The 12,403-nt window shown below is 69.9% G+C and carries 14 protein-coding genes and 1 pseudogene; 7 read left to right on the top strand and 8 right to left on the bottom strand.

Annotated elements, in window-relative coordinates:
- Window positions 1–24: 24 nt before the first annotated feature.
- The 6 genes and pseudogenes from OG798_RS03440 to OG798_RS03415 all read right to left on the bottom strand — a co-directional run.
- Window positions 25–642 (bottom strand): annotated as a pseudogene (locus tag OG798_RS03440) (thiamine pyrophosphate-dependent enzyme); the annotation flags it as partial.
- 35 nt (window positions 643–677) lie between these two features.
- A complete protein-coding gene (locus tag OG798_RS03435; protein ID WP_121417898.1) occupies window positions 678–1,295 on the bottom strand; it encodes an alkaline shock response membrane anchor protein AmaP in 618 nt (205 codons plus the stop codon).
- 27 nt (window positions 1,296–1,322) lie between these two features.
- Entirely contained in the window at window positions 1,323–1,964 is a 642-nt protein-coding gene (locus tag OG798_RS03430) for a DUF6286 domain-containing protein (RefSeq protein ID WP_257039591.1), read from the bottom strand.
- Window positions 1,965–2,076: 112 nt separating this feature from the next.
- Entirely contained in the window at window positions 2,077–2,490 is a 414-nt protein-coding gene (locus OG798_RS03425; protein WP_328756210.1) for an Asp23/Gls24 family envelope stress response protein, read from the bottom strand.
- Entirely contained in the window at window positions 2,487–2,678 is a 192-nt protein-coding gene (locus OG798_RS03420) for a hypothetical protein (RefSeq protein WP_328756208.1), read from the bottom strand. The genes OG798_RS03425 and OG798_RS03420 overlap by 4 nt, the downstream gene beginning before the upstream one ends.
- A 60-nt stretch (window positions 2,679–2,738) precedes the next feature.
- On the bottom strand, window positions 2,739–3,221 hold the full coding sequence (locus OG798_RS03415; protein WP_095851845.1) for an Asp23/Gls24 family envelope stress response protein: 483 nt from the start codon (window positions 3,219–3,221) through the stop codon (window positions 2,739–2,741).
- Between the two features lie 156 nt (window positions 3,222–3,377).
- On the opposite strand from OG798_RS03415, the gene OG798_RS03410 reads away from it, so the two are divergent.
- The 4 genes from OG798_RS03410 (at window position 3,378) to OG798_RS03395 (ending at window position 6,688) form a co-directional block, all read left to right on the top strand.
- Window positions 3,378–3,974 (top strand): RNA polymerase sigma factor, encoded by a 597-nt coding sequence (locus tag OG798_RS03410; protein WP_267060333.1) that lies wholly within the window; start codon window positions 3,378–3,380, stop codon window positions 3,972–3,974.
- Window positions 3,965–4,636, top strand: a complete 672-nt coding sequence (locus tag OG798_RS03405; protein WP_121417902.1) for a hypothetical protein — start codon at window positions 3,965–3,967, stop codon at window positions 4,634–4,636. The genes OG798_RS03410 and OG798_RS03405 overlap by 10 nt, the downstream gene beginning before the upstream one ends.
- Window positions 4,636–5,013: a hypothetical protein gene (locus OG798_RS03400; RefSeq protein WP_267060331.1), complete on the top strand. Its 378-nt coding sequence runs from the start codon at window positions 4,636–4,638 to the stop codon at window positions 5,011–5,013. Before OG798_RS03405 ends, OG798_RS03400 begins: the two co-directional genes overlap by 1 nt.
- 136 nt (window positions 5,014–5,149) lie before the next feature.
- Entirely contained in the window at window positions 5,150–6,688 is a 1,539-nt protein-coding gene (locus tag OG798_RS03395) for a CYTH and CHAD domain-containing protein (RefSeq protein WP_095857126.1), read from the top strand.
- A 683-nt stretch (window positions 6,689–7,371) separates the two neighbouring features.
- Here the strand turns inward: OG798_RS03395 and OG798_RS03390 are convergent.
- Complete coding sequence (locus OG798_RS03390; RefSeq protein ID WP_095857127.1) at window positions 7,372–7,983, bottom strand: serine hydrolase; 612 nt, start codon at window positions 7,981–7,983, stop codon at window positions 7,372–7,374.
- A gap of 341 nt (window positions 7,984–8,324) precedes the next feature.
- Here OG798_RS03390 and OG798_RS03385 point away from each other — a divergent pair, with 341 nt between their 5' ends.
- From OG798_RS03385 to OG798_RS03375, 3 genes are all read left to right on the top strand, one after another.
- Window positions 8,325–8,585, top strand: coding sequence for a hypothetical protein (locus tag OG798_RS03385; RefSeq protein WP_267060329.1), 261 nt, complete (start codon window positions 8,325–8,327; stop codon window positions 8,583–8,585).
- Window positions 8,586–8,926: 341 nt separating this feature from the next.
- The gene (locus OG798_RS03380; RefSeq protein WP_095857130.1) at window positions 8,927–9,100 is read left to right on the top strand and encodes a CsbD family protein; all 174 of its coding nucleotides are present in this window, start codon (window positions 8,927–8,929) and stop codon (window positions 9,098–9,100) included.
- Window positions 9,101–9,423: 323 nt separating this feature from the next.
- On the top strand, window positions 9,424–10,227 hold the full coding sequence (locus OG798_RS03375) for a VOC family protein (protein WP_121417907.1): 804 nt from the start codon (window positions 9,424–9,426) through the stop codon (window positions 10,225–10,227).
- A gap of 260 nt (window positions 10,228–10,487) precedes the next feature.
- On the opposite strand, the gene OG798_RS03370 is transcribed toward OG798_RS03375, so the two are convergent.
- Window positions 10,488–11,459 (bottom strand): ScbA/BarX family gamma-butyrolactone biosynthesis protein, encoded by a 972-nt coding sequence (locus tag OG798_RS03370; protein ID WP_328756205.1) that lies wholly within the window; start codon window positions 11,457–11,459, stop codon window positions 10,488–10,490.
- Window positions 11,460–12,403: the final 944 nt, after the last annotated feature.

The following is a 12,403-nucleotide window of genomic DNA, read 5'->3' as shown; positions in this document are numbered from 1 at the left end:
GGTGCTCCCGGTCAGCCTTCGCGGCTCCTCGGGGTTGGTCAGCACATCCAGCAGGACCGGCCCAGGGGTGTCGAGGGCCCGGCGCACGCTGTCGTGGAGATCGGCCGGGTAGGTGACACGGATGCCGGTGAGGCCGAGCGCGGTGGCGACTGCGGCGAAATCGGGGTTGTCGAGTTCCGTGCCGAATCCAGGCAGGCCGCCCTGCTCCTGTTCGAGTGTGACCATCCCCAGTCGGCCGTTGTCGAAGACCACGAGCTTCATCGGAAGTTGGTATGTCTTGACCGTCATGAGCCGCCGAGCAGCATGCTCAGCCCGCCGTTGCCGCAGAAGGCGACGGTCCGGCGATCGGGCGCCCAGAGCTGGGCCCCGAGGGCCTGGGGCATGGCATTGGCCACCGAGCCGGGAACGGTTCGCCCACTGGCAGGCAGGACAGCGACGCCTGTCCGACCCGCGTCACGAGCGTCGTCCAGGTGGCCGTGGTCCGGGGCCGCCTTCAGCAGCGGGAGCAAGGCTCGTAGTGTCGCGCCGACATCGCCTGTCAGACCCACGTCCACGGGAACCCGGCGGCAAGTGCTCCTCGAGGGTGTCGATCTGGACGACCTTGCACCCCTTCGGGTACCAGTCCCGGCACGGGAAGTCGGTACCGGTCTGCCACACCTGGAAGTCGTTGTCCTGCCTTACTGTGCGCGGTGCGGTTTGTGGTGGGCGACGTGTAGGCGGACGTCGGTATGCATGGGGGCGGTGCTGGGGGAGCCGGTCGACCGATGAGCGGTGCGGAGCGGCCCTTCGTACAGGTTGTCGAGGGTGGCGCCAGGTGCAGCCTGGGGGGTGAGAGCAAGCGTGATGTGGGTGCGGGGGTGGGCGGGTCGGCCGGTGATGTGCACGGTTGCACGCTCGACCCCCGGCAGAGCACCGGCTTCGGCGGCGATCGCGTCGCTGAGCGCGTGGTCGCGCAGTTCGACGCCTTCCTGCGGGGGTGTGCCGCCGACGGGCAGTGCTCCGGGGTGGCGTCGGTGCAGTTGGGCGAGCAGCCACCACAGGGCGAGCAGGGCGACGACCGTGAGGGCGGCGATGACGGCGGGCCACCACCACCAGCCCTGACTGCTCCAGCGGGCCCGGTCGGCGGACCCGAGCAGGACGTCGTGCGGGGTGGTCAGGGGCCAGCCGACGGGCGGGACCAGATCGTGTCGCCGGTAGACGTCGAGCCCGGCGAAGAGGATCAGCAGACCGCCGCCGAGCAGTACCAGTCCGGCGAGGGTCAGCAGACTGCGGTTGAGTACGGTGCGCGGCGTCATGGTGTGGGCTCCGGTGTGTATGGGTGCTCAGTCGGTGCGTTGCCGCACTCGTACGACGATGTGGGGAGGGCGGGCGAGGGCGAGCTGATCGCGCTCCTCGTCGAGGACGGTGGTGAGGTCGTCCTTCACCTGCTGGGGGTCGCGGAAGCGGACGTCCGCGCGGGCCTTGACGCGGTGACGGCGCACCCGGACGCGCGCCGCGCTGACTCCCGGGACCCGCATGGCGGCGTCGCGCAGCAGATCGGCGGCGCCGTCGCGGTCCAGGGAGGCCCGCAGCCCGGGTGCGGGGGAGCGCAGGGGCAGCCGGTGGCGTAGGCCGGGGGTGAGGGCCAGGACGATCAGCCAGATGCCAAGCGCGGCGGCTATGGCGGCCCCCGTGAGCAGCCACACGTCGTCCAGGGGGCGGGTGGCCAATTCGTCGGCCAGGTGCCGTCGCCAGGCTGCCGCGGGGCGTCCGGCCCGTACGGCGACGACGTCGAACAGCGCCGCGGCCGCCGCCACGAGAGTCACCGAGGCGACCAGCGCGGCCGGAATGCGGCGCGCGGACCACGGGCGGTGGGTCCGGTGCCCTGTGTCGTGCTCGCCCGCCGCCGAGTCCGGCGGGAGGGGTGTCTCGTGGTCGGGCGGACCGGGCTCTGCCGGCTCCTGCGGCTCCTTTGTCATCGGCATGGTGGCGCGGTGTGCGGATGGCGTGGAGGGGTGTGCGGGAGGGTCCGGGTCGGGTGTCATTGCGGTCCTTCTTTCTGCGCGGCGTGCCCGGCGGCCCGGGCCGCCGGGCACCTCATCGGACCCGTCCCCGGTTCGCGTCGGCGGCGGTGACCAGCCGCCGGACGGTGAGGGTGACCTCTCCCACCTCCAAACCGGTCAGCTGAGTCACCCGTTCGGCGACGTCGTGCTGGATCCGCTGGCAGGCGTGGGGGATGTCGGTGGGGTAGGGCAGGTCCATGGCCAGGTGCAGGCGCACCGTTCCGCTGCGGACGGCTGCGGAGGCGCTGGGTGCCGCGGGACCGCTCCGGTCGGGCGGTACGGCGGCGCGCCGGGACTGGGCCGTGCGTGCGGCCCTGGCGGCGATACGGGCGACCACCCTGTCCGGGATGACGGTGGCGCCCCGTTCGGCCGGAGGCGGCAGGCCGGCGGATCGCCCCGGCGGGCCGGCCTCTTCGCCCGGGGGCTGGGAACCGGGCCGGGTACTCACCGCTGCCTCCGCATGTGGAGGTCGAGGTCGCCCTGCGCGATGAGGCCGACGAACAGCCCCGCCGCTCCCAGAACCAGAACGAGCAGGAATGCCCAGAAGCCTCCGAAGTATCCGGCGAAGCCCAGGGCCATGCCGGCCGCGAGGCCTGTCGTCGCTGCGTTCATCATCCACTCACCCGTCTCGCGCACGTGATCGTCCGTGTGAGCACCCGCTCATGCTCGGGGCATGGCCGTGGCCACGGCGGTCGGTCACCGCACGCGGCCCTCGTCCTGTTCGGCCTCTTCCTCCTCGTCGGGGAGGTGGACGTCGTCGACGGCGATGTTCACCTCGACGACCTCCAGTCCCGTCATCCGTTCCAGGGCGCCGATCACGTTGGTGCGTACGGCGCCGGCGACGTCGACGATGGAGACGCCGTACTCGACGACGACGTCCAGGTCCACCGCGGCCTGGCGCTCGCCAACCTCGACCTTCACTCCGCGTGTGACGCCTCCGCCTCCGCCGGGGACGCGTTCCCGCATGGCGCCGAAGGCGCGGGCCATCCCCGCTCCCATGCTGTGGATGCCCGGTACCTCGCGTGTGGCCATCCCCGCGATCTTGGCCACCACACCGTCCGCGATGGTGGTCTTGCCCCGTGTCTCGGCCGGTGCTCCGGCCCCGGTACGGCCCTTCAGCGCGCTCACGCCTGTGGCGGGCCGGCTGCCCCCGCCGACGCTGGTGATGTTGTCCGTCATGGCGGTCGCCTCGAGTGGCTCGGTGTGACACCTGCGTGGTGTCTCTCAAGAGGTTGGACACCCGGGGCGGCACACCTCTCACAGATGTGACGTGTGATGTGCGTCACATGGGGGTGGTGAGGGTACACGCTCTTCCGAGCCCCCTGCGAGAGCGTCATGATTCAACGTATTGCTTCCCCACGGCGTATTGCTTCCCCACGGCTGGGATGCGACCTGCCGGACGGAGTGCTTGCCGTGCGGGCGGCCGAGGGAGACGAAGACTCCTTCGCCGTTCTCGTCCAGCGGCACAGCCGGTCCCTCCTGGCCCTGGCCCATGGCATGCTCGGCAACCCCCAGGACGCCGAAGAGGCCGTTCAGGACGCCTTCGTCAGCGCCTGGCGGCGTCTACCGGAGTACCGTCACAGTGCGGAGTTCAGCACCTGGATGTACCGGATCACCATCAACCGCTGCTTGACCATGCGACGGCGCCGCCGACTGCCGCCCCTCCCTCTGGACACCGTCGCCGAACCCGCGACGGGCGACGCGAGGAGCCAGCCCGCCCGGTCCGCCGAGCAGGACGCGGCCACCGAGGCCCTGTCCCGCGCGCTCGCCGAGCTGGACGCCGGCCAGCGGATCTGCTGGATCCTGCGTGAACTGCAGGGCCTGCCCTACAACGAGATCGCCCACGTGACACGGACCAGCGAGCAGACGGTGCGCGGCAGACTGTTCAGAGCACGCCGATCCCTGCAGGAGGCGATGGGCCCATGGCGCTAGACGACCCGCAGGCCCGGCCTTCCGAGCCGCCCCGCGCCGACGGGCCCCGCCCCAGCCCAACCGCCGCCGGCCTGCCCCCGTTCGCCGGCGATGAGGTACTGCCCTGCGGCCGCCTGCTCAGCCGGGTCTGGGAACAGGCGCAGGACGCTGCGCCGGTCGCGGACCCGCACACGGAGTCCTGTCCGCACTGCCGCGAGGCGGTCGAGGGACTGGCCACGGTGAACGCGGCCGCCCAGGCGCTGCGTGCGGAAGACCCTCCCGGCCTGCAGGCGCTCGCCGACCGTGTCATGAACGTCGTCAGGGCAGAGATCCGGCTCGGACGGCTGCTCCCCCTGGCCGACCCGGACCGGGATCTGCGGATCGCCGAGAGCGCTGCCGCGAAACTACTGCGGCAGGCCGCGGACACGGTCCCCGGTGCGAGGGCCGCGACCTGCCGGCTCGTACCCGCGGACGAGGGCACCGACGTGCGGGTGACCATGGAACTGGCCGCTGCCCTCGACCGCCCGCTGCCCGACCGGGTTGATCAGGTACGCCAATCGGTCCTCCACTCGGCAGAATGGGACCTGGGTCTGGCAGTGACGACCGTCGACATCGTCGTGATCGACGTACTGGAGCCGTGGCCACCCCTGAGTCCCGGCGACCCTACGGGCAGGGGCACGTGATGACCGCCTCCGGTACGACCATGCTCCTCGGCGTCGCGGCCGAGGCAGCCCTCGCGGTTCCCGGCGTGGCCGGCCTGCAGCCCCGCCTGGCCCACTGCCTCGCGGCAGTCGCCGCGCCTACCCGGACGGACACCGCACCACACCGCATGCCGCCCGAGGCGGGCATCCGTGCCGACCGGGCGCCGGACGGTTCGGGATGGCGCATCGAGGTGCGCTGCGTCCTGACCGAGGGCCACCGAACCCTGGACACCGCAAGGAACGTCCACGACCAGGTTCGGACCGCCGTCAGCTCCCACCTCGCCACCCACGGCGTCGCGGAACCGGTCACCATCGCGGTCACGGTGACGCGTATCGCCGCCCGACCCACCACGGCATGAGCGCCGGTCGCGAGCACCGGCGAACGCCCTTCACGACCATGTCCTTCGGCGCGGTCCTCGGCCGGGCCTCCTGTCGGAGACTGCATATGTTGCCTCACGAGTGTTTAAGCGGCGCTGAGGCGTGCACGCGCCCGGTATGACCCATACGAAGCGAGAGACAGAGCGAAAGTACGAAGCCCCGTCGGCCAATGACACCTCGTGGCTGCCGGACCTCACCAGCGTGGACGGCATCGCATCGGTCGTGGGAAAGGGTCTCGACGAACTGGACGCCGTGTACTACGACACCGACGACCTGCGCCTGGTCGGAGCGTCGGCAACGCTCCGGCGAAGGACCGGTGGGGCTGATGCGGGCTGGCACCTCAAACTGCCCATGTCCGGAGACAGCCGGGAGGAGGTCCAGGTCCCGTTGTCCGACACGGTTCCGGACGCCCTGCGGGACCTGGCCCTCTCTCGCACGCGAGGGGCAGAGCTGAGGCCGGTCGTCCGTATCCGGTCCACACGCAGCACGCGACACCTCGTCGATTCCGCAGGCGCGGTCCTCGCCGAGCTGAGCCTCGACAAGGTCCGCGCGGAGTCCCTTCTGGCCACGGCCAAACGGGCCTCATGGACGGAGATGGAAGTCGAACTCGCCGAGGAAACCGATCCCTTGCTGCTCGACCTCGTGGACGACGCGCTGCGCAGGAAGGGCATCGACCGTGCGAGTAGTCCGTCCAAGCTGAGCCGGGCCCTGGAGGAAACAGGAACGGGAGCGTCGCGTCTGCCGGACGCACGTGCCGAGACCGTCGTACCCGGCTCGGCAGCCGACGAGGTCCTCCGGTATGTGGACGGACAGGTGCACGCCCTGGTGGACCTCGATCCCGCGGTACGCCGCGGCCTGCCGGACTCGGTGCACAGGATGCGCGTCGCCTGCCGCCGACTGCGCAGCACCCTGCGTTCTTACCGGGCGGTACTGGAGCGTGAGGTCACCGATCCGATCCGGGAGGAGCTCAAGTGGCTGGGCGGCGAGCTGGGCGCCGAACGCGACCAGGAGGTCCTCATGGAAGGGCTCGGCGTGCGCATCGGGGCCTCGCCCCCGGAGCTGGTCCTGGGACCCGTCGAAGCCAGGCTGCAGGTGTGGCATGTTTCCCGTAGCTCCGAGGCGCGGCAGCGCACTCTCGACGCCCTGGTCTCACCCCGCTACCTGGCCCTGCTGAACTCCTTGGCCACGCTCACGCAACAGCCCCCGCTGCGCCGCAAAGCCGCTCGCAAGCCGGAGAAGGTCATGGTCAAGGCAATCCTCAAGGAGTACGCCCGCTTGGCGGGTCGCGTGGCACACGCGCTGGAGCTCTCCCCGGGGACGGAACGCGACGCGGCCCTCCATCAGGCCCGCAAGGCGGCGAAAAAGACGCGGTACGCCACCGAACCGGCGCGCGCCTCGCTCGGCAAACCCGTCAAGCGGCTCGGCAAGCGCGTCAAGGCCGTACAGAAGGTGCTCGGGGACCATCAGGACACGGTCGTTGCGCGGGACGCCCTGCGGCACCTGGCTCTGGCGGCGCACGCGGCGGGCGAGCCCGGCTTCACCTGGGGCTTGTTGTACGGCCAGGAGCAGGCCGTGGCCGAAGGCCGCGAACGGGAACTGCCGACTGCGTGGGCCGATGCATCGAAGCCCGGGCTGCGCAAGGCGCTCGTTCACTGAGAAGTCGCCCTCTCCCAGCGTTTTGTCCCGGAGCACTGCGCAGCACCGTGATCGGCGCCCTCCTGAAAGCACCGCGGCGTCCGGCACAGCTCCGCGTCCTACGTCCGGATGCGCGGCGTGTGGTTGCGGGCGATGCTTGCCGAATGACCGAGCGTTCCGTGACCGTTTGCCCGCCCGTCAAGGGGGAGGGACGCCAAGTACGCGTGGACGGGGAGCCTGTGGGGGCGGCGTCCAGCCTGCGTGGCTTGGCCGAGATCATGCGGCGGGCGGGCTGGGTGGGCTTGGATGAGATCGATGTGGCGGACTCACCGGTCATCGAGTGGTACGGGGGCGGGCCTGAGGTGTGGTGACGGTGCTGCTTCGAATGGGGCCACGCAAAGATCAGTTCGCATGTGCGCGCAGGTACGGCTTGCACATGCGCCTGCCTCCCCTCCTGGCGGAGGCGGTGCGGCCGGTGAAGCTCTTGGCCGCTCGAGCGGCTGGCTGACCACGAAGTCCATATGGCGGCAGACGGCAGGTGCCGCTTGCCGCGGCGTAGCCCGGCAGCCGTCCGTTGAGATACATCTGGCCTGAAGGGCCGAGTGCCCATCCGAGACCGTGGACCAGGGGATCGTCCGGCGTGGTGCGGGGCCGGCGGATGTCGTCCAGAAGGGCTCGATCGGCGAGCAGCCCTTTGCCTACGGTCAGGAGGTCGGGGACGGACGACCACAAGCCTCCGCTGGGGCGGCGCGAACGCGGATAGCCGAGTAACTGAGGGCGGCGAGGACCGCACCGGCCAGGATGTGGTTGCCGTTGTAGTAGGACCAGTGGGTCCCGGGTTCGTGTTCGTTCCCTGTGCCCATGACGAGCCGGGCCGCCTCTTGGAGCGCATGCGGTCCGTCGCCCAGAGGGGCCAGGGCCGTCGAGTCCACAGACTCGTGCAACCCCGAGACCTGCCCGAGGATCTGCTCGACGGTGAGGCGCACATCGGCTCGCCAGTCAGGTGCGAGGTCAGGAAGCAACTCGATGACAGACGTGCCCAGAGGGATGGAGTTGTCTCGCATGGTCTTCACGAGCGCAATGCAGGTGAAGACCTTTGTCAACGACGCGATGCGCAAGCACGAGTCCGGGCTCAGCCGAACTGCCCTACGAGCAGCCACACTTCGTACCCTGATTGCGGAGAGTCCTGTTACCACAGCCGGGGCATCATAGAAGTCCTGCTTGTCGAGCAACTCCTGGAGATTCACCGGGGACACCTTACGATTCCGACGAGCTGTGACACCTCGACGATGCCGATCGACGCCCCATCGCGGCATCGTCGCTCGGGACGTTGGCGATTGCTGTGCCCCCTTCCGCGATCGGAGAGACACCGCCCAACTCGACCGGCGCGGAGTGCTTCGCCGACGGCGACTACCCACTCGGTCCGCCCTTGTCGGTACCCGGCCGGTTCGCTCTGGGAGCGCACCCAGGCCGACCTCCCCGTAGAGGCGCAAGAACGCCGGGATCGAGAGGCGGTCGCGCACGACCGAGGGGAACTCGTCAACGCTCTGCGCAGCCGCCGACCAGCCTCGGAGCGGGGTCTCGATCATCGGCATCATCGTCGGCCCCCGGGGTACCAGCGACTCACGCCCCCCCTGCGCGAGGAAGCGAGAACGCCGTGAGCGAGCGCCGCCCGCAAGCCCCTGGGACCAGCGGGAAGCCGGTACCGAAGCCGGTACCCAGGGATCCACCCGATCAGCAGGCCACCGCCGACGAGGACCCCTGGGACGTCGTCGGCGTCTCGACACAGTCCGTCACCGAGGAGGAGCCAGACCTGGAGATCCCCGATACGGACGAGGCCGGCACCGGCCGGAGGGGCGCCCCGCACTCCGGCAGCCGACGTCCGGAGCATCCCGTGCCCGACGAACCGCCCGCCTGACGCTCCGCGTGCCGCGGGAGCCCCGGCAGGTGACGCTGGGAGAGATGCCCGCGACGGGTGGCAGGAGTCCGGCGGCCCGAGAGGACATGTCGGCACACACAAGGCAGCTCAGTCCGCGCACCGCATGAGGCTCACCGCTCCATGGCACTCGACCTGCTGACCAAGGCCCGCCTCCACTCCAGCGGACGTGCCCCATCTCCGCCGTTTCGTCCCGGCACTTCTTGGTGCTGCCACATTTCGCGGACACGGCTGCGCGACAGCCTTTTGGCTCGGTTGCGGAGCCGCCGTGCTCAACGCATGGTTTAAGCAGCAATTCGAGCCTCATTGGAGGGCAAAGAGTCATGAGCAAGGCGAAGTCAAAGGCCAAGCAGGTCAAAGGAAAGATGAAAGAAACCACTGGCAAGGCCATGGACGACCAGGGCATGCAGGCCGAGGGCCGTGGTGAGCAGATCGTCGGTAAGACGCAGGAGACCGCGGAAAAGGCGGCAGGCCGTGTGAAGAGGACCGGCCGATAGGACTGCTCGCTCCGGCGACACATTCGACGGGACGCACCGAGCCGAGCCAATGCCGAGTCCGAAGATCTTGTCGGTCGGCACCACCTGCGGTTTGGCTGCGTGAGTCGAATCGAGGCGGTCGGGACAGCCCCGACCGCCTCGGTGCACTGCGCGCCACGGCAGGCAGTTCGACTCGTCTGGCGTCGGTCGCTGTGCGCGGTGCTCGCCGGACAGCGGTTGTCGCGCGTTGGAAGGGGCACCCGGCCCTTTGGGCGACCACCGAGTTCGGGGTTGAGCCACGCCCCATGAAGACAGTGGTGTCAGGCAGGTCAGGCGGTACGACGATGAAGAGCGACGCAGCACTGCACGGTGAGGTCACCGCCAGTCACTCGGTGTTCGGAGCACCCTGCTGGGCGAGTCTGACCACGCGAGATCTGCAGACGGTGGAGGACTTCTACCGCGCCGTGCTGGGCTGGGAGTGGCGCACGAGCAGCACGATGGGCGACCAGTACCGGGTCGCGAGCGTGCAGCAGGTCCCGGTCGCAGGGATCTCGGAGGTGCACTTCGGGGTGAACACGGCCGTCGCGTGGACGCCGTATTTCGCGGTGGCGAGTGCGGACGAGACGGTGTCCCGTAGTCAGGAGCGCGGGGGGACGACCGCGGTGGGGCCGCTGTCGTTCCCGCCGGGCCGGGCGGCCCTGCTGGCCGACCGGGACGGAGCGGTGTTCGGCATCTGGGAGGGCGAGCTGGTGGCCGGCTGGGAGGAGTGGCGGCGGGCGGCACCGGTTTTCGTACGTTTGCACACCCGCGATGCCTTCGACGCCGCGATCTTCTACGCGGAGGTCCTGGAGTGGGCGTCCTCGGCCCCCGGGTCCTGCGAGGTGCGCTACGAGGACAACGAGGTCGTCCTGCGCAGCCGGGGCGATGTGGTGGCCCGGATCCACTCCGGCGCGGTCGAGGCGGCGCCCGACCCGACGATCCGGCCGCACTGGCAGATCCACTTCACCGTCGACGACGTCGAGGCCGCCGCCCGCGCCGCACGCGCCCACGGCGGCACGGCCCATCAGCAGGGCCTCGGCTCGACCGAGGCCATCCTGACCGACCCCGACGGAGCCCGCTTCTTTGTGACCGCGCGCAGGACGGACTGAGGGCCACAGTGTCAGTGCTGCCCGGCCCAGGATGTGCCGGGCGGGCTCCACCCTGTGGGTCGGGACGGTGACATGCCGTTCGGTGATCTCGGAGAGCCGGGTCACGGGCGCGGCCAGCTCGCGGTCGCAGGGGGATTCCGGTCTGCGGCACGAACTGGTTGCCCTGGAACACCAGCCGGCCCGGATGCCGCGTCCGACGCTCGGCCTTGGATATCAGTGGCGCGCCACACCGCCGACGAAGGTCATCACGTTAGAAGTTCTCAGGTGGTGTCGGTGGGTGTGTGGGTGGTGAGTTGTGCGGTGAAGACGGTGGTGTTGTTTTGGTGTGCGGTGATGTGGGTGGTGGGGGCGGGGTCGCTGTTGTTGCTCCGGGTGGTGTGGGTGGTGATGTAGGTGGGGGTGTGGTGTTCGGTGTAGTGATGGAAGGTGGCGTGGAGGGTGGTGGGGTGGTTGGGGTGGGTGGTGGGGGTGGGGTGGGTGTGGGCGGTGGCGGCTTGGTGGGCGGCTTCGAGGAGGACCATGCCGGGGATGTGGTCGGTGGTGTGGTCGAAGAGGATGGGGTGGTGGGGGTTGGGGGTGAGTTGCCAGGTGTGGGGGTGGGGGGTGGGGGTGAGGACGATGTCGTGGGGGAGGGTGCGTCCGTAGTGGGTGGGTGGGGGGTTGGGTGGTTGGTGTTGGGTGGCGGGGCTGCTGGTGCTGGTGCTGGTGCTGGTGGTGGTGTCTGTTGTGGTGGTGTCTGCTGTGGTGGTGTGGGGGTGGCGGAGGCGTTGGTAGGTGGTGGGGGTGAGGCAGGTGAAGCGGCCGGTGCCGGTGGCGGTGGGGTGGCCGTTGCGGGTGATGGTGATGTGCATGGTGAAGTCGGTGGGGCGTTTGGTGTGGGGGTGGTGGGGGGTGTAGGTGGCGGTGAGGGTGAGGTCGGTGGGGGTGGGGCCGATGGTGAGGTGTTGGGGGTGGGTGGTGAGGTGGAGGTTGCGCATGAGGAAGTGGTGGCCGAGGGGGATGCCGAGTTCGGCGTGGGCGAGGTAGAGGCCGGTTTGGCGGATGGTTTCTGCGGCTTGGAGGGGGTGGTGGTGGGTGCCGTCGGGGGTGGTGAAGAAGGTGTGGGCGCGGGGCCATTGGGCGGTGAGGGTGTAGTGGGTGTCGCCGGTTTGTTCGCAGCCGGTGAGGAAGACCTCGGCGAGGGTGGAGCGGTGGACGTATTCGCGGGGGACGGTGGTGGTGAGGCGGGGCATGGTGGGGTCTGTTTGTGCTGCTGGGTGGGGGCCTGTTGCCGTTCCCGTTGCCGTGGTCGTTGCTGTGGTGGCGGGGGGGGGGTGGTTGTCCTGGTGGACGGTGAGCAGGGTCATGTGGGTCTCCGTGGTGCTGTGGGAGGTGCCGGGATGGACCGTGCAGGGTCATAAGATACGAACCTACCGGTTTTCTTTTCAAGGGCGGGCGGGGAATTTCGCGGGGGCGGGCCGGGGGTTGGGGCGGGGAGTTCGGCGGGGGTGTGCGGGGTGCATATTCACTGTTCCGCTGTGGGGATCTTCGCTGGACAAGCGGGGGTTTTGATTCCGTTCTGTGGGTGTCTTCCGGGGGTTGGGGGTGGTGTGCGAGGCTCGGGGTCGGGTGGTTGTGGGGGTGTGCTGGGGTCTCTTGTGTGGGTCTCGGGTGAGGCTATAGTGAAACCGGCCGAGCGGTTTTGTTTTGCGAGTGGTTCTCTGGCGGGTATCGGTGTTGCCGGGGATGGCTTCCGGGATGCGCATGGCCCGGGCCGGCACCCGGATATACACGGCCTGTGACCGACACCCAGGGTGCGTGCCCGGGTGTGCCGGTGTGGGGCTGGGCGTTCTGCTGGTGTTGAGGTCCGGGTGTGCACCGCCGGGTCCCGGGCGTGTGCCCAGGGGTTGGGTTCCGGTGGGCCGCGGGGGATCAGGTGTCGGGGGTCCGTGGCTGGTGGCGGGTTTCTCGGTTGGTTTTGCGGGGCGCGGCCTGGCGCGTGTGTGGGGTTGTGTTCCTGGTGGGCGTCCCGGTGGTGGTGCGGGCGTAGGCCCGGGTGTGTTTGTGGTGCATGTCGGTAGTTTTCGCGGTCTAAGTCGTGGAGGTGTCCGGTGGCGCGTCAGCAGGAGCAGCAGGGTCGGCGGGATGAGCGGGGCCGACAGGAGCACCAGGAGCAGCGGGAGTTGCGGGGCGGCGG

Source organism: Streptomyces sp. NBC_00271 (assembly GCF_036178845.1).
Classification (GTDB): domain Bacteria; phylum Actinomycetota; class Actinomycetes; order Streptomycetales; family Streptomycetaceae; genus Streptomyces.
The sequence above is the reverse complement of the archived record's forward strand: the minus strand, read 5'-3'. Positions and strand labels throughout refer to the sequence as shown.

Coding starts and splice junctions, on each gene's coding strand:
- OG798_RS03435 (WP_121417898.1), bottom strand. CDS start 1,295: ATGACGCCGCGCACCGTACTCAACCGCAGTCTGCTGACCCTCGCCGGA.
- OG798_RS03430 (WP_257039591.1), bottom strand. CDS start 1,964: ATGCCGATGACAAAGGAGCCGCAGGAGCCGGCAGAGCCCGGTCCGCCC.
- OG798_RS03415 (WP_095851845.1), bottom strand. CDS start 3,221: ATGACGGACAACATCACCAGCGTCGGCGGGGGCAGCCGGCCCGCCACA.
- OG798_RS03410 (WP_267060333.1), top strand. CDS start 3,378: ATGATTCAACGTATTGCTTCCCCACGGCGTATTGCTTCCCCACGGCTG.
- OG798_RS03405 (WP_121417902.1), top strand. CDS start 3,965: ATGGCGCTAGACGACCCGCAGGCCCGGCCTTCCGAGCCGCCCCGCGCC.
- OG798_RS03400 (WP_267060331.1), top strand. CDS start 4,636: ATGACCGCCTCCGGTACGACCATGCTCCTCGGCGTCGCGGCCGAGGCA.
- OG798_RS03395 (WP_095857126.1), top strand. CDS start 5,150: ATGACCCATACGAAGCGAGAGACAGAGCGAAAGTACGAAGCCCCGTCG.
- OG798_RS03390 (WP_095857127.1), bottom strand. CDS start 7,983: ATGCCGCGATGGGGCGTCGATCGGCATCGTCGAGGTGTCACAGCTCGT.
- OG798_RS03380 (WP_095857130.1), top strand. CDS start 8,927: ATGAGCAAGGCGAAGTCAAAGGCCAAGCAGGTCAAAGGAAAGATGAAA.
- OG798_RS03375 (WP_121417907.1), top strand. CDS start 9,424: ATGAAGAGCGACGCAGCACTGCACGGTGAGGTCACCGCCAGTCACTCG.
- OG798_RS03370 (WP_328756205.1), bottom strand. CDS start 11,459: ATGCCCCGCCTCACCACCACCGTCCCCCGCGAATACGTCCACCGCTCC.